Genomic DNA, 20,954 nt, shown 5'->3' with positions numbered 1-20,954 from the left:
ACGCAGAACAGTAGCGCTACTCTCCACGTTGGCCCAGTGCTATCCCCTTCTCGTGCCGGTCTCGGGTGGGGGCTGCTCGGAGTGGCGGCGTTCTCCTTCACTGTCCCGTTCACCCGCGTCGCCGTCGCGAGTGGTGGGATGTCGCCGCTGTTCATCGGTTCCGCCCGTGCGGTCGTGGCCGCGTTGCTCGCTGCCGCCGCCCTGGCGATCACGAAGCAGCGCCTGCCACGCGGCATCCAGTGGGGACGAGCGGCGGTCGTCGCCGGGGGAGTGGTCGTGGGCTTCCCCGTGCTGACGTCCTTCGCGCTCACCACCGCACCGGCCGGCCACAGTGCCGTCGTGATCGCCCTCCTGCCCGCCGCGACCGCGACAGTGGCCGTGCTCCGCGGGCACGAGCGGCCCCCGATGTCGTTCTGGGCCATGGCGGTCGTGGGCGCGGTCGCTGCCGTCGCGTTCGCGGCGTTGCAGGGCGGCGGGCTCAGTGGAATGCAGTGGTCGGACCTGCTGCTGTTCGGCGCCGTCGTCGCGGCCGCGATCGGCTACGCCGAAGGCGGACTGCTGGCCCGCGAACTGGGCGCCTGGCAGACCGTGTCGTGGGCGCTGGTGCTGTCCGCGCCGTTGATGGCCGTCCTCACCGGCATCTCGATCGCGCAGCAACCACCGAGCGGTACCCCGCTCGAGTGGGCCGCGTTCGCCTACCTGGCCGTGGTGAGCATGTATCTGGGATTCTTCGCCTGGTACCGCGGACTAGCGATCGGGCCGATGGCGCGGGTCAGCCAGGTACAGCTCGTCCAGCCCGTGATGACCATCTGCTGGGCGGCGGTGTTGCTGCACGAAGCACTCACCTGGCCCACCATCCTCGGCGGGATGGCCGTTATCGTCTGCGCCGGGATCGCCGTCCGCGCACGACTCGGGCAGTGGGCGAGCACAGCCAAGAGCTAGGGCGAAGGCCCGAGTTGGCCGGGGTCGTGCGGAAGCAGCGCTGGAGTCGGGGATTTCCGGTCGTCCGGTGCGTTGCTGCGTCGGACGTGCACGCTGGTGGGCATCTTGGTCGAAGCTGTGGACGAAGCGGGCGGAAGGGAATTCACGGTGGAAGTGGTCGATATGCGTGCTTACGGTGCGCAGGAGCGAGCCGAGATCATCGACGGTGAAACGGATCCGAGCGGCATCGACGATCTGAACCTCGTGTGGCGGGACAAGGTCGGGCACGTCGTGCTCCGCGACAGTGACAAGTTGGTCGCCCATGCGGGCTGGTTGCCGATCGAGATCCGGTCCCGCGGCCAGCACGTGCCGGCTGTCGGGCTGGGTGGTGTGCTCGTGCACCGCTCACTGCGCGGACATCACCTCGGCCAGATGGTGGTCGAGGCCGCGATGGGCCGGATGCGGCGCACAGGACGACCCATCGGCCTGCTTTTCTGCCGCGCCGCGCTGGTTCCGTACTACGAGCGGCTCGGCTGGCGGGCACTGTCCAGCGACATCACGGTGGACCAGCCGGACGGACCTGTCCTGATGCCGCTGACGACATGTTGGGTCCCACTCGTGGACGGTGCGCAACTCACCGAGGGGCCGCTGATCCTGGACGGTTTGCCCTTCTAGAAACGCCACGAAGCGTGGGCTCCGATGAGCACGCGGCTCGTGCCGGGTGGGAGCCGGTACCTGGTCCATAGCGGCCGTCGTTCCTCGTGCCTCGTCGGGGAGCGCCGCGACGGCCAGGTGGTTGAATCCTGTCACTGCGGAAGGGTTGGGCGCCTCAAGTGGGCAACCACATTCGGCCCAGTAGCAGCCCGAAGCCTCACGGCACCGGGCAGCGCGGGTCGCGGTGGGCGACCGGGTCGCGCTGGAAGCGGCCGCAGATTAGTTCGTCCTCGGGCGGGGTGCCCGCCCCGCCGGTGACGCGCAGGATCGAGATCGACTTGTCCACCGGGATCTGCCCGCCCGTCCCGTAGTCGATGGTGCCGCTGGAGCCGACGAACAGCGCCTTGCCGATGCCCCGCCACACCGTGCCGCCGGTGACCGGCGTGCGCTGGGTGGGTGCCGGGTTGTCCCCGTCCATGCCGGTGATCGTCTGCACCGCCAGCGCGATCACCTCCAGCGCGTCGCGGGCCAGCAGTCCGCGCCCGCGCAGCGGTGTGCCCTGCTGGCTCTGCGGGTCCCACGCGCTGCGGCCGGTGAAGGACACGTGGTCGAGCACGACGCCCTCGTGGTCGTTCATCGCGTCGTCGAGCACGAGCTTGCTGGTGTCGTCGCCGGCGAGCAGTTGCGGGTAGTTCTCCGGTTTCCCGCACTCGGGCGGCATCTTCGTCAGGAACGTCGCCAGGTCGTTGGCCCGGCCGGCGAAGAACACCAGGTTCTGCCTGCCGCACGGGATTCTGTCGCTGTCGGGCATCGGTTCGATGCCGTGCGCCCGCAGCTCGCCTGCGGTGAGCTGGGCGAGGTCGTTGCTGTAGAGATCGCGCGGGTTGGAGTAGATCAGGACGTTGTCCGGCCGCCTCGGCGCTCCGGTGCGCGGGTCGTTCGGCCCGGCGGCGATGTAGTTGGCCACCACCTTCGCCTCCCAGGCGTTGGACGGCGCCACCTGGTAGAAAAGCGGGCTCGACTTGGGCAGCAGGTCGGCGGAGATGGTCGTGCCGACCATCGGCACCCCCTTGGCCTCCAGCGCCTCGACGGTGTCGACTGTGGACTGCCAGCTCCCGCCGAGCCCGGCCACCGCCACCACCGAGTCGTCCCGGTCGATCAGCTCCGCGACGTCGGCGGCGACCTGCGGCCCGTGGCGCATCCGCAGCCCGCCGTTGGCCAGCACCACCTTCATGAGCACGTTGCGCCCCAGCGACTCCCGCTGCATCACCGCGACGCCGTCCAGTTCGTCGGCGATGCCCGCCAGCGTCGGCGGATCGTCGTCGGAGCTGGGGAAGGTGCTGAAGTAGACGACGGTGGGGTTGGGCAGGTTCGGCTGGTCTTCCCAGCGCTGCTCGGCCTCCTCGTTCTGCTCGGCGAGCTTCTTCTGCGCCGCGACCATGCGCTCGTCGTGCGCGGAGAAGAAGTAGGAGGTGCCGCTGGTGTCGGAAACGCCGATGCACTCGCCGTCGACCTCGCGGATGTCGGAGTTCTGGTACGGCCACCACTGCCCGCAGTGGGTCTGGAGGTAGCCGGCGTATCCGGCGGTGGAGCCGACGAGCAGCAGGATCACCAGCAGCAGCGGCGTGCGCCGCACCAGCTTGGAGCGCTTCAGCGGCAGATGCGCGCGTCCCAGCGCGCCGGACCGGTCGTAGTCGAATGCGTCGGCGGGTTCCTCGGCGATCCGCAGCGGCACGTACCACGCGGTGGGCGAACGCTTGCGCCGCGCCACCTGGAGGTCGCGCTCCCACTGCTCCAGCGTGACCGGTGCCCTGGGCGTCTCGCCGTCCTCCAGCGGCTGCTCGCCGGTGGCCACCACCAGCAGCGGGTCGCGGCCGCCGGTCTCGTTGCGGACGTTGTTGACCAGCCGGACCAGCGTCTCGCCGACCGTGCCGGGCCGCAGGTCCTTGAGCAGCAGCACCGGATAGCAGTCCTTGGGCACCCACCGCCAGCGCCACAGCCTGCGCGAGTGCGAGTCGGCGAGATCGCTGAGGAAGGCGTGCACCAGCAGCCTGCGGACCTGCTCGGCGCTCTCCCGCTCCGACGGCGTGGTGATCAGCCGCCGGACGAAGCTGGGGAAGTCGGCCGACTCCCGCGGCGCCAGGTACTGCTGGCGCAGGAACCAGCGCGGCACCTTGCCCCGGCGTACCCAAAGCGAGTAGTAGACCGGGAAAGCCACCAGCGACAGCAGGAACAGGTACCAGGGAAGCTGCTCGGTCATCGACGTCCAGGCCGCCGCCTCCCGCGCGTTCTGCTTGCCCCGCCTGGGCCTGCGCCTGCTGTTGAGGAAGTCGTGCAGCAGGTCGCGGATGTTGCTGTGCGGGGCGTGGTTCAGCTCCGCCGGGCGCAGGTTCTGTTTGAGCAGCCAGCTCGTCAACGCGTAGCGGGGGAACTGGAGGCGTCCGATGCGCGGCCAGGAGTCGTGCTCGCGCAGTCCGAGGACGGCGGTGTCCAGCAGCGTGCGGACCTGCACCGACCGCTCCCGTTCGGTGCTGCGGGCGGTGTCGCCTGCGTGGACCTCGGCGTGCGGGACGATCGTGCCGAGGTGGTCGGAGAGCTGGTCGGCCAGCATGCCGGGTGCGGTTTCGCGCACGGCGTGCACGATCGGCTGGTCGGGGATGCGGCCGAGCCGGCGCGGGCGGACCCATCGTGGCGCGACCAGGCGGAGCACGTCCGCGGCCGACATACCGCTGCCGGCCTGCGTTTCCGACATCGCGACCCCCAGGTGACGGCGAACACGTAGAGTTCGGACAGTACCCGCACGGGGTACGGGATCGATATGGATATCGCCGGAAACCGAGCAGGCTTCGGTGCGGCCGACAGCCGCCGTCGCCGCGGCCCTGCTGCGACCGGCGGATCAGATTCGCCCGACTGTCCGCCGGGAACAGGGGGCGTGCCGGGGTTGTGCGTCGCGTCACGGCAGCGGCCGGTTGCCGAGGCGTAGGGTCGGCGCATGGCGCAGAACCAGCACTCGGTCTCCAGCAGCGTTGTAGTGGAAGCGAAACCGGAGGACGTGTTCGCCCTCCTGGCCGACCCGCGCAAGCACCCGCTCATCGACGGTTCCGGCACCGTCCGCGAGGGCATCAGCGGCCCGGACCGCCTGGTGCTGGGCTCGAAGTTCGGCATGCAGATGAAGCTGGGCGTGGGCTACCGCGTCAGCAACACCGTCGTGGAGTACGAGGAGAACCGCCGGATCGCCTGGAAGCACTTCGCCCCGCACCGCTGGCGCTACGAGCTGGAGCCGGTCGGCGAGTCGGGCACGAAGGTCACCGAGACCTTCGACTACTCGCGGATGCCGCTGCCGGGCGTCGTCGGCCGGACCCCGATGCCCGCCAACAGCCTCAAGTCGATCGAGAAGACCCTGCAGCGGCTGAAGTCCCACCTCGAGAACGGCGACGCGGGCTAGTACTCCAGCCGTCGATCGTGATGTGCCTGATCAGAGGCGATGCCACCCTTCTTGTTCAACGTGGCGGCTGAACGGACTTCGGAGGTCTCAGCGGAGGTCGACGACGAGACCGCTGTCGGCGACCGCGATGTCACCGCCGTATGCCCGGCGGGCAGCGTCCACGAAGTCGTGTGGGTCCGCTCCAGGCCATAGGTGGGTGAGCAGGAGGCGACCCACTTGCGCTTGAGCGGCGTACTGGCCGGCCTGCTGCGCGCTGGAGAGGTACTTCGCGGAGTGCTCGGGCACCACTTCGGCATAGGTGGCCTCGGCGATGAGTACATCGGCATCCCGCGCCAGGTCCGCGATGTCGGGGCACGGCCCGGTGTCACCGGTGTAGGCCAGCAGCCGCCCGGCGGCCCTGAGCCGGATGCCGGCGTTGGGCACCCAGTGCGGTAACAACCGGGTGGCTACCTCGAACGGACCGATCTCGAAGTGCGCGCCCGGTATGAACTCGTGCAGCAGGTAGGAGGCGTCCAGCATTCCCGGCCGGTCCAGTGCGAGGACCGCATCGAGGGCCTGGGGCGGGCTGAAGACCGGTAGCGCGGGTGGCGGGTCGTCGTCCAGCGCCCTGGCCCGCAGCAGCGGGTTCAGGTCGGCGCAGTGGTCGGGATGTCCGTGGCTGATCAGCACCGCATCGACGCCCCGCGGAGGCGTGTGCTCCAGCAGCCGGGGAAGGGCGGCGTATCCGAGGTCGACGACGAGGCGAAAGCCCTCGTGCTCAACGAGGAAACCACTGCACGCCAGACCAGCCGACGGCCAGGCACCACAGCCCCCCAGCACAGTGATCCGCATGGTCTTCACCATACGAGACCCGTTGGCCGGCGAGCGGCTCGAACGCGGCGAACAACGGATCGCTCGGGAACTCTGGTCCGCCGTGCACCAATGGCAGTGGCACGCACTGCAGCCCGTTCGCTCGTCTCAGCGGTTTTCCGTCTTGTCCGGCCAGGTGTCTCAGGCGTCGCGGAGATCAAGTTCTCCAGCTTGCTCGGTCAGGAAGTGGGATCATGAGTGGTCGCGCTACCGGACGTCGGCCACTTTCGCCCTCTGCAAGTGTTCGGCGCTTGGGGTGACTTCCGGGATGTCCGGTGGGGAGCTGAGGCTTTTCGGGGCCACGATGGGCGAAATCCGCGATCGTCGAACCGGGAGTCGCCCCATGCTCAAGTCGGATGCCACCCTGCGCGCCCGCCAGCTCGGCGCGGAGCTGCGCCGCTCGCGAAGGGAGGCCGGGCTCGGCGCGGAGCACGTGGCGGACAAGCTCGGCGTCTCCATGTCGAAGATCAGCCGCCTGGAAACCGGCTCGTGCGGCCCGAAGCTGGAGGACGTGGCGGGAATGCTCGCGCTCTACGGCGTGACCGGCCACGCCCGCGCGCAACTGCTGGAACTGTGCCGGGAGATCGCGGCGGGGGAGCGGGGCTGGTGGCAGCGGCGGGAGATGTCGCACAAGCAGCGCACGTTGATCGAGCTGGAGTCGGAAGCCACCCGGATCATCAACTACGAATCGCTGCTCATACCCGGACTGCTCCAAACCGGTGAGTACACCCGGGCTCTGCTGCAAGGCATGGGTGTGGTGCCGGAGAACGAGATCGAGGACCGGATGGTCACCCGGCTCCTGCGGCAGTCGGTGCTGCGGAAGGAGCGGGCGCCGCAGCTCGTCGCGATCATCTACGAAGCGGCGTTGCGGCAGCATGTCGGTGGCCCGGACGTCATGCGGCGGCAGTTTGAGTATCTGGTGCATGCGGCGGCGTGGCCACACGTCACGATTCGGGTGGTGCCTTTCTCCAACGGAGTGCACTCGGGGCTCGATGGTCCATTCGCCAAGCTTGAGTTCGCCAGCGCGCCTTCAGTCCTATACATCGCGAACCTGACATCAAGCCTCTTCCTGGAAGAACGGGAGGACATCGATGTGCACAACAGGGCGATCAAAGGGCTGTCGAAGGCTGCCCTGGATGCGGGAGAATCGGCAAAGTTGATCGCCGGTCTCGCTATCGAGCTGGACCGGCCGCCGAGCGCGTAGTGAGGGGTCTCGATGGGCGCACCTGGTCTGACCGGTCTTTCCTGGCGCAAGAGTTCCTACAGCGGTAGCGACGAGAACTGCGTTGAGGTGGCGTTCCTGCCTACGAAATGGCACAAGAGCACGCGGAGCGGTAGCTCGGAGAACTGCGTTGAGGTCGGGTTCGTGCCCGGTGCGGTCGCAGTGCGGGACTCCAAGGACAAGCAGGGGCCCGTGCTCGCGTTCGCGGCTCCCGCCTTCGCCTCGTTCCTGACCTCGGCGAAGGCCGGGCGGCTCGGCTAGCGCGGCCTGCCAGCCACCCCGGGCCGAGTCTGCCAGGGGTGGGGTCCGGCCGGTGGCCGGTACTCCACGCCCATGGCGTCGAGCCGGGGGAGGTGGTGCGCGGTGAGCCTGCGCTCGAAGTCGGCGTGGTCGCGGCGTTCCCGCGCGCTCCACGCCAGCTCGGCGAAGGCCGCCAGGCGCGGGAACACGGCGTAGTCCACTCGCCTGGGGATGTCCAGGTGCTCGGTCCACACCTGCGCCTGCGCTCCGAGGATGCGCGCCGCCGCGTCCGCGGGCAGGTCCGCCGGTACCGGTTCGTAGGCGTAGACGTCGGCTGTGGTGCGCAGGAATCCCACCGGGATCGGTTCGTCGGGGTGGTCGGACTGGCGGTGGTCGAAGTAGAGGTGCTGCTCCGGGCACATCACCGCCTGGTGTCCCTGCGCAGCCGCCCGAAGGCCGCCCTCGACACCGCGCCACGACGCGACGATGGTGCCCTCCGGCAGTTCGCCGCCCGCGTCGAGGATCTCGTCCCAGCCCAGCGCGCGACGTCCGGACGCGTGAAGGTGTTCGACGACTTGGCGCAGGAACCAGCCGTGCAGGTGCGCAGGGTCGGCGAGGCCGAGTTCACGCGCTCGCTCGTGGGCAGCCGCCTCCCACTGCCCGGTAGGGACCTCGTCACCGCCGACGCAGACGACCGGGGACGGGAAGATGTCCATGACGTGGTCGAAGACGTCGCGGAAGAAGTCCACTGTGGTCTGATCGGCGTTGAGCACGTTGTCGTTGACGCCCCAGCTCTCCCACACTCCCAGCCGTGCGTCCGGGTGGTTTCCCAGCTCGGGGTAGGCGGCGATGGCGGCCTGGGAGTGTCCGGGCACGTCGATCTCGGGCACGACGGTGATGTGGTGGGCCGCCGCGTGCGCGACGATCTCGCGCAGGTCCGCGGTGGTGTAGTAACCGCCGTGCGGGCGGTCGTCGAAGGCGTCGACCTCGCCGCGCCCGACCATCGACCGCCGCCGCCACGCTCCCACCGAGGTCAGCAGCGGATACTTCGGCACCTCGATGCGCCAGCCCTGGTCGTCGGTGAGGTGCAGGTGCAACACGTTGAGCTTGTGCGCGGCGAGCAGCTCGACGAAGCGCATGACCTCGCGCGTGGGCATGAAGTGGCGTGCGACGTCGAGGTGGCAGCCGCGCCAGCCGAAGCGCGGTTCGTCGACGACGACACCGCACGGCAGCGCCCACGGCCCGTCGCCGACCGGCGCCGCGCGATGCGCGTCGGGCCCGAGCAGTTGGCGGAGGGTCTGCGCGGCGTGGAAAGCGCCCGCATCGTCGCTCGCGACGACCGAAAGGGCACTCGGCGCGATCTCGATCCGGTAGCCGCCGGCGGCCCCGGTCTCCGGGGCCACAGCGAAGTGGATCGATGCCGGAGACGCGGTGTCGAAGGGCAATCCGGTTGCCGCGCCGACATGGCGGCGGAACCAGGTCGCCGCGCCCGGTTCGCCGCCGACCGTGGTGGTCCGGTCGACGGTGAACGAGCCGTGCGTGGGTTCTACCCGCAGCGGCCGGGGAATCAGTGCGTCCAACGGCGTCATGCTCACCCCTTCACCGCCCCGGCCAGGCCAGAGACGAGTCTGCGCTGCACGATGACGAAGAAGACCAGCACCGGGATCGTCATGAGCGTCGACCCGGCCATGATCGCGCCCCAGTCGTTGCCCTCCGGGGTGAAGAACACCAGGATCGCCACCGGCAGCGTCTGGTTCTCCGTCGCCGAGATGATGAAGGTCTTGGCGAACAGGAAGTCGTTCCAGGCATGGATGAACGACAGCACGCTCGCGGCGACCAGGCCCGGTGCGACCAGCGGGAAGAGCACCTGCCAGACGAAGCGGGCGCGCCCGGCGCCGTCGAGCGTGGCGGCCTCCTCCAACTCCACCGGGACGCCCGCGACGAACCCGCGCAGCATCCAGATCGCCAGCGGCAGGCTGAACGCCAGGTGCACCAGCACCAGCGAGCCGAGGTGGTTGAGGCCGAACGCCGGTGCGACCGTGCCGACCTGGCGCATCAGGAAGAACAGCGGGATCGTCAGCGCTTCCACGGGCACCATCTGGGCGATCAGCAGCATCACCAGCAGAACCGTGCGTCCCCGGAAGCGGAAGCGAGTCAGCGCGACCGCCGCCAGGAACGACAGCACCATCGACACCAGCACGACCACGCCCGCCACGATGACGCTGTTGAGGAAGTAGCCACCGAGGCCGTCGAGGGTGAACACGCGCCGGAAGTTCTCCAGCGTCGGCGTCATCGTCCACGGCCTGGGGTCGGTGGACTGGATCTCGCCCTCGGGCTTGAACGCCGAGAGCACCATCCAGTACAGCGGGAAAGCCACGACGGCGGCGACCGCGACGGCGCAGATCTCGGCCAGCAGGCGACCCGGGCGCCGGACGCGCAGGGGGATGCTCATGCGAACTCCTCGTTGCCCCGCTGCGCCCGCAGGTAGGCGAGGGTGATCAGCAGCAGGAGCACGGTCATGACCACGCCGATGGCCGAACCGAGACCGTAGTTGGAACCGGCGAACGCCTCCTGGTAGGCGTAGACGTTGAGCACCAGGTTGCCGCCGGCGACGCCGCCGCCGTTGGTCATCACGTAGATCTGGGTGAAGATCTTGAAGTCCCAGATGATCGACTGGATCGTGGCGATGACCAGCAGCGGGCGCAGCATCGGCAGCAGCACGCTGCGCGCCGTGCGCCATGTCGAAGCTCCGTCCAGCGCCGCCGCCTCGACCACGTCGGCCGGGATCGCCTTGATGCCCGCGTAGGTCGTCACCATCACGAACGGGAACGAGCACCAGACGACCTCCGCGGCCACCAGCCCGAAGGCCAGATAGCGGTCGTAGGTCCACGACATGCCCTCGGCGCCGCCGAACCCGAGCCCGACCAGAACTTCGTTGACCAGACCGAAGTCCTGGTCGAACAGGAACAGCCACACCGTCGACCCGGCCACCGCCGGAGTCGCCCACGCGCCGAGCGCGGCCAGGAACAGCAGCAGCCGGGGCAACGCGCGAATTCTCGTCGCCAGCACCGCGAGCGCGATGCCGACCGCGAGGCTGCCGGCCACGCAGACGGCGGCGAACACGCACGTCTGCGCCAGGATCGTCCAGAACCGGCCGTCGCCGAGCAACTCGGCGTAGTTGCCCAGACCGAGGAACTCCAGCGGAGCCCCGCCGCTGGCCTGCGCCTGCCCGTAGTCGTACAGGGAGATCTGCACGAGCTGGTACAGCGGGTAGGCCATCATCGCCACGAGGACGACGGCGGCGGGGGCGAGGTAGAGCAGCGCGCCCATTCAGCGGCCTTCGAAGACGGCGTTCATCTTCTCGGCCGTCGCGCCGGTCGCCTGGGCCACGCCGGTGCCGGTGACGATCTGCTGCACCATCGTCGGCAGCAGGCCCTGGGCGTCGATCTCGGCCCACGCCGGGGAGTCCGGCACGAAGCGGGTTCCCGCCTGCAACGTGTCGACGAACGGCTTGACGACGGGATCGCCCGCGGCGAGTTCCCGCTGCACGTCGGTGAACGTCGGCAGGTTGCCCATCGCGTCGTACATCTTGCGCTGGTACTGCTTGCCCGCCAGCAACTGCACGAACTCGCGGGCGAGCGTGGCGCGCTGCGAGGACTTCAGGACACCGAGCATGTTGCCGCCCGCGAAGGCGGGCGCGATCGAACCGGGCGCGGGGCCGGGAACCGGGACCACCGCGTACTTCCCGGCAGCCACTCCCGCGTCGACCGCCGAGCGGTTGAAGTCACCGCCGATGGTCATCGCCGCCTTGCCGGAGGCGAACGCCTGCACGCTCTGCGTGCCGGTCATGTCGGCGCACTGCTCCGGCGGGCAGATGCCGGGGCTTATGAGCGAGGCGTAGGTGCCGATGCCCTGCTGCGAGGCGGGGGAGTCCACCACCGACTTCCACCGTTCGCCTTGCCGCTGCGCCAGGTCACCGCCCGCGGCCCACAGGAACGGCATCATCGCGTAGTGGTACTTGCCGCCGACAGAGACGCCGTAGAGGTCCGGGCGCGCGGCGCGGATCCGGGCCGCGGTGTCGACGAGCTCGGCGGTGGTCCGGGGCGGTTGCAGGCCGAGCTCGGCGAAGACGTCGGTGCGGTAGTACAGCGCGCGGATGCCGGTGTACCAGGGAACCCCGTAGACCTTGCCGTCCACCTTCGCGGTCTCCAGCACGGAGGGGGAGAGGTCCTTGGCCTCCGGCCACTTCTCCAGATCGGCGGTGATGTCGGCCAGGCCGCCCGCGGCGACGTAGCTGGCGAGGTCGGTGTTGCCGTACTCGGCGACGTCGGGAGCGCTGGCGGGGTCGTTGAAGGCGCCGGTGAACCGCTGCGAGCGGGTGTCGACCGAGATGTACTGCACGTCCACCTCGACACCCTGGTGCGCGGCCTCGAACTCGCGCACCGCCTCGTCCACGGTGGCCTGCTTGGGAGTGCGGTCGGCCTCGTCGAACAGCCACACGCGCAGCGTGCCGGTGCGCTCGTCGGCGGCCGTCGCCGACTGGTCGACCTGCGGCGGCCCGCATGCCGCGAGCATCGCGCAGGCAGCGGTGATGACGATCGGTTTCCACGCCTTCATGACGGAACTCCGTTGCATTGGATGCAATGCGCGTTGCCCAACGCGCGATGTAGGCAGATCGTATGGACGGCCGGGGGCCGCCACAAGGGTCTGGACCAATAAAGCCGGGACATTCCGGCGAATTCCGGCGCAGGATGTGCCAGCCTGCCTTCGTGGACTCGCCCGCGCCGCACCAGGTCCGGGCCCGGCGATAGCGCGGAGGCTCGAACCCGTGGAGCAGCACAGGAATCGGACGCCGCACCCGCGTCGTCCGGCCCGTGGCGGGACCTTCGTGGTCCGTGCCCGGCTGCGGATCGGTGGCCTGCTCAGCGGTGCACTGCTGATCGCGGGCGTGGTCTCGTCGGGAATCGTCGTGCTTACCGTTCCGTGGTGGGTCGGCGCCCTTCTCGGTTCCGTCGACGGTGTGGCCACGGCGTTCGCGGCCCTGCTCGTGGGCGTGTTGGTGTTGGGCCTGCCTTTTTCCGTCGCGGTGCTCGCCGGGATCCGCCCGGGCAACGCCGCGCTGCGCCGACGCGTGCTGGCGATGGACGGCGAGGGCGTGTGGGTCTATGAGTCGGAGCTCTGGTGGACCGCGCCGCGCCTGGTGCCGTGGAAGGACGTCGGCCGTGTTCGGGCGTTCACGGAGGAGAGCGCCGATGTCGATGCCGCGGACACCGGGCCGAGTCCCACGCTCGTGCCGTGGGACTACCTGACGTTCGGCGATCCGTCCCAGGCCGCCGTCCATCTGCTGTGGCTGACCGCGACCGCCGAGGAGATCGTCGTCCAGGCCCGGGCTCGCCGGCCGGACCTCGTGTTCCTCGACGAACGCAAGCCGCCGGCGCCGGGCTTCGGCGGGTGGATCTTGCGTCGCCGGCGTCAAACACGCGGAACGCGCAGCTGACGTCTTCGGGCCGGCCAGCCGGGGCCGGGACGGGTGCGGGCCGTCCCGGCCCGGGGGTGTCAGCCGTGGAAGGTGATCACCGCGACCGACGGCACCTCCAGCACCTCCGGTGCGGGGGCGAGCAGTCCCGTCCCGGCGTCGCGGGTGAGCCGGGTGATCGTGCCGGAGCGCTGGTTGGCCACGTAGACCGAGGTCTGCTCCGGATCCAGGGAGAAGTGGCGGGGCCAGTCGCCGCCGGTGGGCGCGGTCGCGGCGAAGGAGAGCTTCGCGCCCTTCTCCTCGACCGCGAAGGTGGCGATGTCGTTGTCACCGCGGTTGGCCGCATAGACGAACTTCGTGTCGCGGGAAATCGCGATCTCGGAAGGGAAGTTCTCGCCTCCCGCACCGGGTTCCCGGCTGCTGAGTACCTGGCCGGCGGTGAATTTCCCGCTCTCGACGTCGAAGGCGAGCACGGTGATCGTCGAGTTCAGCTCGGCCAGCAGGTAGGCGTGCTTCGCGCTGGGGTGGAACACCAGGTGCCGGGGTCCGGTTCCGGCGGGCAGCACGAGCTGCTGGTTCTGGGTGAGCTTGCCGGTGGAGCGGTCGAACCCGTAGACGAAGACCGAGTCCGCGCCGAGGTCCACCGCCACGACCCACCGCCTGCTGGGGTCGATCACGACCTGGTGGGCGTGCGGCTGCGCGCCGGCGTGGTTGACCAGGTCGGTGGACTCGCCGATGCTCCCGTCCGGGTTGCGGCGGTGCACCGCGACCGAACCGTCGGTGTAGTTGGCGGTGAACAGGAAGTCGCCCTCGGGGTGCACGGCGACGTGCGTCGGCCCGGCACCCCCGCTGCTCTGGCTGTTGATCACCTTCGGCGTGTGCGAGGTGAGGTCGACGGCGGTCACGGTGCCCTGGGCCGTCTCGTTGGTGACGTAGAGGTACTGGTGGTCCGGCGACCACGCCAGCCATGAGGCGTCCGGGACCCCGTCCACGGTGGCGCCGGGTTCCAGCGCGCCGGAGTCGGCGCGGTGGGCGACGTCCAGACCGCGCCCGGCGGGCGTCGACGACGTGTAGCTGCCGATGAGCGCCATCAGCATCGCCGGGTGCGCAGCGGGGTGCGGGGCGTGCGGCGAGGTCGATGCGGCCTCCGCAGGCGGCGTCGCCTTCGTCGACAGCAACGCCGGTCCGGCGGCGGCCGCCGCTCCGGCGGCGCCGAGCCCGGCGAGGAACCAGCGGCGCTGCACCACTTTGTCGCGCAAGGTCTTCTCCTCCCTGTCGGTCGTGCCGCCGGTGTCGCTCGTGCGGCAGTGGCGATCAGTGTGGCCCACTCGACCACGATTGGACTAGACCAAAAAGCCGCAGTTTCCAAAACTCGCCGCGAGGCACATCGCCGGTCACGCCACCAGGACGCTGAGCAGCGCGGCCATGCCGAAGCCGGTGAGCGACAGCAGCGTCTCCAGCACCGTCCAGGTCTTGAGCATCTCCTTGACCGGAATGCCGAAATAGCGCGAGATGATCCAGAACCCGCCGTCGTTGACGTGCGAGGCGATGATCGAGCCCGCCGCGATGGCCACCGCCACCAGGGCGAGCTGCGCCTGCGAGTAGCCCGCGCCGGACACCAGCGGCGCCAGGATGCCCCCGGTGGTCACGATCGCCACCGTGGCCGAGCCCTGGGCGATGCGCAGACCGCTGCTGATGACGTATCCCGACACCAGGATCGGCAGCCCGCCGGCCTGCAACGACCCGGCGAGCGCGTCGCCGACACCAGTCGCCGACAGCACCTTGCCGAAGAAGCCGCCCGCACCGACCACCAGCAGGATCATGCCCAGCGGCTTGAGCGCCGTCCCGGTCAGCGTCGAGAGCTCCGCGCCGGTCATGCCCCGGCGGATGCCCAGCAGCCAGAACGCGAACAGCACCGCGATGGTCAGCGCGACGGTGGGGTTGCCGATGAACGTGAGCACGTTGAGCAGCGTGCTGCCCTCGGGCAGCGTGATGCTGCCGAAGGTCGCGCCGAGGATCAGCACCAACGGCAGTCCGATGATGAACGCGACCACGCCCAGGCTCGGCTCGCGGCGGTCCTCACCGTCGACGGTCTCGGACGCCGCCAGCATCTCCTCGGGAACCGGCAGGTGGATCCGCTTGCCGATCCAGGCGGGGAAGATCAGGCTGCTGACCACGAACGCCGGGATGCCGCAGGCGAAGCCCATCAGGATCAGCCAGCCCAGGTCCACGCCGAGCAGCCCGGCGGCCACAACCGGACCGGGGTGCGGCGGCAGGAACGCGTGCGTCATCGACAGCGCGCCCACCAGCGGCAGGCAGTACAGCAGGATCGACCGGCCGCCCTGGCGCGCGGCGACGTAGACCAGCGGGGCCAGCACGAAGATGCCGATGTCGAAGAACACCGGGATGCCGAAGACCAGCCCCGCCAGACCCATCGCCAGCGGGGCGCGCTTTTCCCCGAAGGCCGTCAGCAGCTTCCTGGTGAGCAGTTGCGCGCCGCCGGAGGCCTCCAGCAGCGAGCCCAGGATGGTGCCGAGGCCGACGATGGCGGTGATGTGGCCGAGGATGCTGCCGAAACCGCCTTCCAGCAACGAGTCGCTGCTGGACTGGGCGGACCCGACGATCTCGTCCACGGGCAGTCCGGCGGCCAGCGCGATGAGCAGGCCGGTGATGATCAGCGCGATGAACGGCTCGATGCGCAACCGGATGATCATCAGAAGAAGGACGAAGATGCCCACGGCGCACAGCGTGAGCAGACCGGCCGTGTCGTGTTGCAGCCAGTTCAGGAAAGCGTCCACAACGGACTCCTCGGGGGAGGGAGGCGGGGGATCAGGCGGGCTTGCGCAGGGCGCGGCCGGGCAGCGCGTCGGTGCGGCGGCCGTCGTCGACGGCCAGCACGCCGTTGACCACGACGTAGGGGATTCCGGCCGCCTGCTGCCGGGGTTCGTCGAAGGTCGCGGTGTCGGCCACCGCCTCGGGGTCGAACAGGACCAGGTCGGCGGCGAAACCCTCGCGCACGCGCCCGCGGTCGGTCAGCCCCAGCCGGTCGGCGGGCCGCGAGGTCATGTGCGCGACGCACTCCTCCAGAGTCAGGACGCCGAGCTCGCGCACGTAGTGCCCGAGGTAGCGGGGGAAGGTGCCCCACGCCCGGGGGTGCGGGCGGGCACCGACGAGCAGCCCGTCGCTGCCCGCGGTGTGCACGCGGTGGCGCATGATCGCCTGGACGTTCTCCTCGTGGCCGACGTGCATGAGGCAGGAGCTGCCGAGCTGTTCGGACAGCAGCACGTCGAAGTACAGCTCCGCGGCGGGTTTCCCCGCCCCGCGGGCGGATTCGGCGACGGAGTGGCCGACCAGGTGGCCGTTGCGTTCGGGGAAGCGCACACCGTTGATCTCGATGGTCTCCCACTCGACCGGCACCCCGTGGCAGCCGTCGGAACCCTCGGCCTCCATGACGTGGCGGATGCGTTCGCGCTGCGCGGGATCGCGCAACCGTTCCAGCGTCGCCTCGACGCCACCCGCGGTCGCCCAGCTCGGCAGCAGCGCGTGCAGCGACGTCGACCCGGGCAGGTAGGGGTAGGTGTCGAGGGTGATGTCGCAGCCGTCGTCGAGCGCTTCGTCCAGCATGGACAGAAACTCGCCTGCGCGGCCCTTGTTGACGCCGAAGTTCATCGTCGCGTGCGCCAGGTGCAGTGGGCAGCCCGAACCCCGGCAGACCTCGATCATCTCCCGGTACGCCTCCAGCGCGCCGGCGCCGTAGCTGCGGTGGTGCGGGCTGTAGTAGCCGCCCCGGGCGCCGACGACCGCGCACAGCGCGGCCAGCTCCGCGGTGTCGGCGTACATCCCGGGCGTGTAGGTCAGCCCCGACGACATGCCGAACGCGCCCTCGTCCAGCGACCGCGCCAGCAGCTCGCGCATCCGGTCCATCTCGGCGTCGGTGGCGGGGCGGTCGTCGTAGCCGACGCACAGCATCCGCAGCGTGCCCTGCGGGACGAGGTAGGCCGCGTTGACCGCGATTCCATGGTCGAGCCGGTCGAGGTATTCGGCGACGCTGCGCCAGTTCCAGTCGAACCCGGCGGGGTCGTCGTTCCAGCCCGCGATCTGGGTGCGCAGGTTGGCCAGCGCGTCGTCGTCGACCGGGGCGTAGGAAAGCCCGTCCTGGCCCAGCACCTCCAGCGTCACGCCCTGCGAGACCTTGGCCAGGTGCTCGGGCTCGGCCAGGATCTGCAGGTCGGAATGGGAGTGCATGTCGATGAAACCGGGCGCCAGCACCAGCCCGTCGGCCTCGATCGTGCGGCCGCCGCTCAGGCCGCCGGGATCGGCGATCGCGGCGATCCGCCCGTCCCGCACCCCGACGTCGGCCCGCCGCCGCGGTCCGCCGTCACCGTCGACGACGTGCGCGCCACGCACGACGATGTCCATAGTGGCCTCTCCTTTGAGTCCTCCTCGCGCCGTCAGCGCGCGAGGCCGTCGACAAGTTCTCCGGCAGGAGCCGGCCTAGAAGAAGGTGCGGACCAGGTCGACGACCTCGTCGCCGTCGACGACCGGGATCAGCGGCCACTTGTCGAAGACCGTGCACGGGTGGGAGAGCCCGAACCCCAGCCAGTCACCGACCCGCACCTCGGTTCCCGGCTCCAGGGCGAGGAAGGCGTGCTGGTCGGCCAGCGACGTCACCCGGCACGAGCCCGGAGCGAGGTCGCGCACCGACCCGTCCTCGCCCCGGACCACCTGCGGTTCCGGCAGGTGCTGGTCGAAGGACACGTCCCGGCGCCCCATCGTCAGCAGCGCCAGCCCCGCCTCGGGCCGGGAGACGACCTGGCTCCAGATCCGCATCGCCGGGCGGAAGGGCGGCTCGTCGCCCGCCAGCCGGTGCTGCCGCCCGAACGGCGACATCTTGCGGTACAGGCCGTCGTCGTGGGTCACGTACCCTCCGCTGCGCAGCACCGGAACCGCCGGCACCGGCCACGGCGCCGCCAGCGCCTCGGCGACCTGGTCGAAGTAGGCACTGCCGCCCGCGGTGACGACGACCTCCTCCAGGTGCTCGAACCGGCCCCGCCCGGCGAGCTCGGACACGACCTCGCGCAGCCGCGTCATGTGTGTGTCCACGATGGACAGATCGTGGTCGGTGAGGTCGTGCGCCGCCGTCGCCTCGTACCCGGCGACGCCCACCAGCCGCAGCGCGGGGCTGGCCGCCACCGCGTCGGCGACCTCCACCGCCTCGGCGAGGGTCCGCACGCCGGTGCGCCCGCCCGGGTCGCCCAGCTCGACCAGCACGTCCAGCGGCCGCCGCGGTGCGCCCAGCGCCTCGGTCATCAGCTCCACGCCCCGCACCGAGTCGACCCAGCACGCGACGGAGAAGTCCGGGTCGTCGGCCAGCTCGCCGGCCAGCCAGGCCAGCCCGTGCGGGTCGACCAGCTCGTTGGCCAGCAGGACGCGCCGCACGCCGAACGCGCGGTAGACGCGCAGCTGGCTGACGTTGGCCGCGGTGATGCCCCACGCGCCGTGCTCGAGCTGGCGCTCGAACAGCCGCGGTGCCATCGTCGTCTTGCCGTGCGGAGCCAGCCGCAGGCCGTGCTCGGCGCACCACCGCGCCATGGTGCGCAGGTTGTGCTCCATGGCGTCGTCGTCGAGAACGAGCAGCGGGCCGACGAAGCCGGAACTGGAGATCCGCGGCCGTCGCGCGAGGAACTCGCCGACGGTGCTGCCGAACGCCTCGGACGGCATCCCCTTGAAACGCCAGTCGATGCGTTCGTCGCGCAGTGCGCGCACCGCGGCTCCGTCGATGCCCGATACCGACACTGACGCCTCCTATTGCGTGTGATGCAACGCGGGTTGCATAGAATGCTTCCGGGGTGTGTAACATTCGCGGCGCAGCACGTCAACGATGGAGAGATGGATGAGCCAGAGCCTCGAACGCGGTCTCAGCGTCCTGACAGCGCTGGCGGCCGGTCCGCAGACGCTGGACCAGCTCGCCGAGCGGCTCGGCGTGCACAAGTCGACGGTGCTGCGGTTGCTCCGGACGCTGGAGTCGGCGGGCTTCGTCCGCCGCGACGGAGTGCACCACTACCGGCTGGGCAGCACGCTGTTCGACCTGGCCCACCGCGCGCTGGAGGACCTCGACGTGCGGGTGGTCGCACGTGCGCACCTGGTCGAGCTGAGCGAGCTCACCGGCCACACCGTGCACCTGGCCACCCTGGAAGGCGACGAGGTCGTCTACATCGACAAGGTGGACAGCCACCACGCGGTCCGGATGTACTCGCGCATCGGCAAGCGGGCGCCGCTGCACTGCACGGCGGTCGGCAAGGTGCTGGTGGCCGGGCGGCCGCAGGCGCAGCGCGAGGCCATCGCGGGCAGGCTGGCCTACCCGCCGATGACGGCGAACACGATCACCTCGGCCGAGCGGTACCTGGCCGAGCTCGACCGCGTTCGCGAGCAGGGCTACGCGGTGGACCGCAACGAGCACGAGGACTTCATCCACTGCATCGGGGCCCCGGTCCGGGACGACGGCGACGAGGTCGTCGCGGCCGTGTCCCTGTCGGTGCCGGACGTACTGCTGGACTTCGACGGGCTGCTCGGGCTCGTCGACGACCTGCTGAGCACCGCCGGCCGGGTTTCCGCCGAGCTGGGGTGCCCGCGCGAGATCACCACGCAACGGAAGGAAGTCTGATGGCCAGGACCGTGGTCACCACGAACAACGCTCCCACCCCGCCCGCGCACATCCCGCTCTCGCAGGGCGTGCGCAAGGGCGGCATCCTGCAGGTCTCGGGGCAGACCGCGGTGAGCCCGGAGACCGGGAAACTGGTCGATGGCGGTGTGCCGGAGCAGACCGAGCAGTGCCTGCGCAACGTCATCGCGGTCCTGGAGGCCGGCGGCGCCTCGCTGGAGGACGTGCTCATGCTGCGCGTCTACCTGACCGACGTCTCGCAGTTCGCGGAGATGAACGAGACCTACGCGCGCGTGGTCGGCGAGCCCTTCCCGGCCCGCACCACGGTCTACGTCGGCCTGCCCGAGGGGCTGCTGGTGGAGATCGACGCCCTCGCCGTCGTCGGGGACTGACCCGTCGCCGCGCCCGCTGCTTTCGGGGCGGGCGCGGCCACCTCGCGGAGTTCGCGCTGCGCATCGGAAAGCCTCGATCTCCCACCGATCCTGCTGGGCGTCACCATGCCGATGCTGCTGTCCGTGGCCGTCATCGCCCCGTTCTTCCTGATCGCCACGAAGCGGCTGTCGGTGTCCAGCCGGGCGGTGAACCTGCCAGCCGAAGCGTTGCGCGTGAGCGTCGTGAACGCGACACTCGGTGACGGCGCCTGAACGCGGGTGAGCAGGCGCTGCTGGTGTTGGTTACCTCCGCAAAGGCGACTCGCTTCTCCCGCAGTTCGTGGAGCCTGGGCGCGGGTCCGTGGCCGCCCGGAGTCTCGTACTCGGGTCGGTACAGATCGCGATCGCGTTCGCAGTCAACCGACTGATCGTTCTCTTGGCAGGATCAATCGCGAGTTTCCTCGGCGCCCGTCCGTCGTGGCCGCGCATCCAGCGCTACGTCATGGGCACCGTTCTGGGCGGACTCGCGCTGCACCTCGCCACCGATCGCTCCCGTGCGGTGACCGCCACACCCTGATCGACTCCACCCGCGAACCGGCCCGAGGGAGCGCAATCCGCCCCTCGGCCCGGCTTCGTCGAGCGGTGGCCCGACGCGGTGCGCCGAGCTAGGGGGCCGTCACGGTCCAGACGAAGACGTTGCCCTGCTCGGCTACGGCGACCGAGTCCGCGCCGCAGAGCAGCGCCTTGCCCTGCGGCAGGTCGTCGAACCACCACGTCGCGTCCAGCGCGGGCGGTTGCGGTGCCGCGACCGGCTTGCACACGTCGGCCGGAAGCATCCCGCCCGCCAGCCGGAACCGCATGATGCGCTCGTGCGCGTCGTGCTTCACCACGATGTTCTCGGCCTGCGGCGGGATCCACGCCGGCACCAGGCTCCGGGTGGCGTCGCCGGCCCGGGCGACCTCGGCGAGGTTGGCGTACTCGGCCTCGGCGTCCGGTGCGTCCGGGAGCAACGAGGCACATCCGGAAGTGAGTCCCGCCGCCAGCAGGATGCTCAGCGATAACCGCACGTTGCGTCCCATGACGTCCTTTCGCGCTTGATCGACAGAACGTATTGT

At 70.2% G+C, this 20,954-nt stretch carries 21 protein-coding genes; 10 read left to right on the top strand and 11 right to left on the bottom strand.

What is annotated here, in order from left to right; all coding sequences use genetic code 11:
- Positions 1-36 precede the first annotated feature (36 nt).
- A complete protein-coding gene (locus HUO13_RS29605; protein WP_211898249.1) occupies positions 37-942 on the top strand; it encodes a DMT family transporter in 906 nt (301 codons plus the stop codon).
- 96 nt (positions 943-1,038) lie between these two features.
- Positions 1,039-1,596 (top strand): GNAT family N-acetyltransferase, encoded by a 558-nt coding sequence (locus HUO13_RS29600; protein ID WP_211898248.1) that lies wholly within the window; start codon positions 1,039-1,041, stop codon positions 1,594-1,596.
- A gap of 196 nt (positions 1,597-1,792) precedes the next feature.
- On the opposite strand, the gene HUO13_RS29595 is transcribed toward HUO13_RS29600, so the two are convergent.
- A complete protein-coding gene (locus tag HUO13_RS29595) occupies positions 1,793-4,327 on the bottom strand; it encodes an ABC transporter substrate-binding protein (protein ID WP_211898247.1) in 2,535 nt (844 codons plus the stop codon).
- Between the two features lie 240 nt (positions 4,328-4,567).
- On the opposite strand from HUO13_RS29595, the gene HUO13_RS29590 reads away from it, so the two are divergent.
- Positions 4,568-5,020 (top strand): SRPBCC family protein, encoded by a 453-nt coding sequence (locus HUO13_RS29590; protein WP_211898246.1) that lies wholly within the window; start codon positions 4,568-4,570, stop codon positions 5,018-5,020.
- A gap of 87 nt (positions 5,021-5,107) precedes the next feature.
- Here the strand turns inward: HUO13_RS29590 and HUO13_RS29585 are convergent, their stop codons facing one another.
- Positions 5,108-5,851, bottom strand: a complete 744-nt coding sequence (locus HUO13_RS29585; RefSeq protein ID WP_211898245.1) for an MBL fold metallo-hydrolase — start codon at positions 5,849-5,851, stop codon at positions 5,108-5,110.
- A gap of 361 nt (positions 5,852-6,212) precedes the next feature.
- Between HUO13_RS29585 and HUO13_RS29580 the strand changes: the two genes are divergently transcribed.
- Together HUO13_RS29580 and HUO13_RS29575 are read left to right on the top strand one after the other, a co-directional pair.
- Complete coding sequence (locus HUO13_RS29580) at positions 6,213-7,073, top strand: helix-turn-helix domain-containing protein (protein WP_211898244.1); 861 nt, start codon at positions 6,213-6,215, stop codon at positions 7,071-7,073.
- Between the two features lie 12 nt (positions 7,074-7,085).
- Entirely contained in the window at positions 7,086-7,352 is a 267-nt protein-coding gene (locus tag HUO13_RS29575; RefSeq protein ID WP_211898243.1) for a DUF397 domain-containing protein, read from the top strand.
- Here HUO13_RS29575 and HUO13_RS29570 read toward each other — a convergent pair.
- The 4 genes from HUO13_RS29570 to HUO13_RS29555 are packed head-to-tail and all read right to left on the bottom strand — an operon-like array spanning position 7,349 to position 11,948.
- A complete protein-coding gene (locus HUO13_RS29570) occupies positions 7,349-8,920 on the bottom strand; it encodes a beta-N-acetylhexosaminidase (protein WP_211898242.1) in 1,572 nt (523 codons plus the stop codon). The genes HUO13_RS29575 and HUO13_RS29570 overlap by 4 nt on opposite strands.
- A gap of 2 nt (positions 8,921-8,922) precedes the next feature.
- Positions 8,923-9,783 carry a carbohydrate ABC transporter permease gene (locus HUO13_RS29565; protein WP_211898241.1) on the bottom strand — a complete coding sequence of 287 codons (861 nt, stop codon included), beginning with the start codon at positions 9,781-9,783 and terminating at the stop codon, positions 8,923-8,925.
- The gene (locus HUO13_RS29560; protein WP_211898240.1) at positions 9,780-10,661 is read right to left on the bottom strand and encodes a carbohydrate ABC transporter permease; all 882 of its coding nucleotides are present in this window, start codon (positions 10,659-10,661) and stop codon (positions 9,780-9,782) included. The genes HUO13_RS29565 and HUO13_RS29560 overlap by 4 nt, the downstream gene beginning before the upstream one ends.
- Positions 10,662-11,948: an extracellular solute-binding protein gene (locus HUO13_RS29555; protein ID WP_211898239.1), complete on the bottom strand. Its 1,287-nt coding sequence runs from the start codon at positions 11,946-11,948 to the stop codon at positions 10,662-10,664.
- A gap of 271 nt (positions 11,949-12,219) precedes the next feature.
- On the opposite strand from HUO13_RS29555, the gene HUO13_RS29550 reads away from it, so the two are divergent.
- Positions 12,220-12,828: a hypothetical protein gene (locus tag HUO13_RS29550; protein ID WP_211898238.1), complete on the top strand. Its 609-nt coding sequence runs from the start codon at positions 12,220-12,222 to the stop codon at positions 12,826-12,828.
- A 59-nt stretch (positions 12,829-12,887) separates the two neighbouring features.
- Here HUO13_RS29550 and HUO13_RS29545 read toward each other — a convergent pair whose 3' ends face one another.
- The 4 genes from HUO13_RS29545 to HUO13_RS29530 all read right to left on the bottom strand — a co-directional run bounded on the left by HUO13_RS29545 (position 12,888) and on the right by HUO13_RS29530 (position 18,603).
- Complete coding sequence (locus tag HUO13_RS29545; RefSeq protein ID WP_249124169.1) at positions 12,888-14,066, bottom strand: lactonase family protein; 1,179 nt, start codon at positions 14,064-14,066, stop codon at positions 12,888-12,890.
- Between the two features lie 135 nt (positions 14,067-14,201).
- Positions 14,202-15,605 (bottom strand): GntP family permease, encoded by a 1,404-nt coding sequence (locus HUO13_RS29540; RefSeq protein ID WP_211898237.1) that lies wholly within the window; start codon positions 15,603-15,605, stop codon positions 14,202-14,204.
- Positions 15,606-15,636: 31 nt separating this feature from the next.
- Positions 15,637-17,226 (bottom strand): N-acyl-D-amino-acid deacylase family protein, encoded by a 1,590-nt coding sequence (locus tag HUO13_RS29535; protein ID WP_211898236.1) that lies wholly within the window; start codon positions 17,224-17,226, stop codon positions 15,637-15,639.
- Positions 17,227-17,301: 75 nt separating this feature from the next.
- Positions 17,302-18,603: an amino acid deaminase gene (locus HUO13_RS29530; RefSeq protein WP_211898235.1), complete on the bottom strand. Its 1,302-nt coding sequence runs from the start codon at positions 18,601-18,603 to the stop codon at positions 17,302-17,304.
- Between the two features lie 97 nt (positions 18,604-18,700).
- Here HUO13_RS29530 and HUO13_RS29525 point away from each other — a divergent pair, with 97 nt between their 5' ends.
- The 4 genes from HUO13_RS29525 (at position 18,701) to HUO13_RS37845 (ending at position 20,416) form a co-directional block, all read left to right on the top strand.
- A complete protein-coding gene (locus HUO13_RS29525) occupies positions 18,701-19,471 on the top strand; it encodes an IclR family transcriptional regulator (protein ID WP_211898234.1) in 771 nt (256 codons plus the stop codon).
- Positions 19,471-19,860: a RidA family protein gene (locus tag HUO13_RS29520; RefSeq protein WP_211898233.1), complete on the top strand. Its 390-nt coding sequence runs from the start codon at positions 19,471-19,473 to the stop codon at positions 19,858-19,860. The genes HUO13_RS29525 and HUO13_RS29520 overlap by 1 nt, the downstream gene beginning before the upstream one ends.
- A gap of 105 nt (positions 19,861-19,965) precedes the next feature.
- The gene (locus HUO13_RS37850; protein WP_249124168.1) at positions 19,966-20,112 is read left to right on the top strand and encodes a hypothetical protein; all 147 of its coding nucleotides are present in this window, start codon (positions 19,966-19,968) and stop codon (positions 20,110-20,112) included.
- 163 nt (positions 20,113-20,275) lie between these two features.
- A complete protein-coding gene (locus tag HUO13_RS37845) occupies positions 20,276-20,416 on the top strand; it encodes a hypothetical protein (protein WP_249124167.1) in 141 nt (46 codons plus the stop codon).
- 88 nt (positions 20,417-20,504) lie between these two features.
- Here HUO13_RS37845 and HUO13_RS29505 read toward each other — a convergent pair whose 3' ends face one another.
- Positions 20,505-20,918, bottom strand: a complete 414-nt coding sequence (locus HUO13_RS29505) for a hypothetical protein (protein WP_249124166.1) — start codon at positions 20,916-20,918, stop codon at positions 20,505-20,507.
- Positions 20,919-20,954: the final 36 nt, after the last annotated feature.

This window comes from Saccharopolyspora erythraea (genome assembly GCF_018141105.1).
Lineage (GTDB): Bacteria > Actinomycetota > Actinomycetes > Mycobacteriales > Pseudonocardiaceae > Saccharopolyspora_D > Saccharopolyspora_D erythraea_A.
This window is presented reverse-complemented; position numbering and strand designations above follow the sequence as displayed.

Bases quoted from the DNA above. Each gene is read 5' to 3' on its own strand.
- HUO13_RS29575 (WP_211898243.1), top strand. From the start codon at position 7,086: ATGGGCGCACCTGGTCTGACCGGTCTTTCCTGGCGCAAGAGTTCCTAC.
- HUO13_RS29520 (WP_211898233.1), top strand. From the start codon at position 19,471: ATGGCCAGGACCGTGGTCACCACGAACAACGCTCCCACCCCGCCCGCG.
- HUO13_RS37850 (WP_249124168.1), top strand. From the start codon at position 19,966: ATGCCGATGCTGCTGTCCGTGGCCGTCATCGCCCCGTTCTTCCTGATC.
- HUO13_RS29570 (WP_211898242.1), bottom strand. From the start codon at position 8,920: ATGACGCCGTTGGACGCACTGATTCCCCGGCCGCTGCGGGTAGAACCC.
- HUO13_RS29565 (WP_211898241.1), bottom strand. From the start codon at position 9,783: ATGAGCATCCCCCTGCGCGTCCGGCGCCCGGGTCGCCTGCTGGCCGAG.
- HUO13_RS29560 (WP_211898240.1), bottom strand. From the start codon at position 10,661: ATGGGCGCGCTGCTCTACCTCGCCCCCGCCGCCGTCGTCCTCGTGGCG.
- HUO13_RS29535 (WP_211898236.1), bottom strand. From the start codon at position 17,226: ATGGACATCGTCGTGCGTGGCGCGCACGTCGTCGACGGTGACGGCGGA.
- HUO13_RS29595 (WP_211898247.1), bottom strand. From the start codon at position 4,327: ATGTCGGAAACGCAGGCCGGCAGCGGTATGTCGGCCGCGGACGTGCTC.
- HUO13_RS29555 (WP_211898239.1), bottom strand. From the start codon at position 11,948: ATGAAGGCGTGGAAACCGATCGTCATCACCGCTGCCTGCGCGATGCTC.
- HUO13_RS29580 (WP_211898244.1), top strand. From the start codon at position 6,213: ATGCTCAAGTCGGATGCCACCCTGCGCGCCCGCCAGCTCGGCGCGGAG.
- HUO13_RS29590 (WP_211898246.1), top strand. From the start codon at position 4,568: ATGGCGCAGAACCAGCACTCGGTCTCCAGCAGCGTTGTAGTGGAAGCG.
- HUO13_RS29525 (WP_211898234.1), top strand. From the start codon at position 18,701: ATGAGCCAGAGCCTCGAACGCGGTCTCAGCGTCCTGACAGCGCTGGCG.
- HUO13_RS29505 (WP_249124166.1), bottom strand. From the start codon at position 20,918: ATGGGACGCAACGTGCGGTTATCGCTGAGCATCCTGCTGGCGGCGGGA.
- HUO13_RS29585 (WP_211898245.1), bottom strand. From the start codon at position 5,851: ATGCGGATCACTGTGCTGGGGGGCTGTGGTGCCTGGCCGTCGGCTGGT.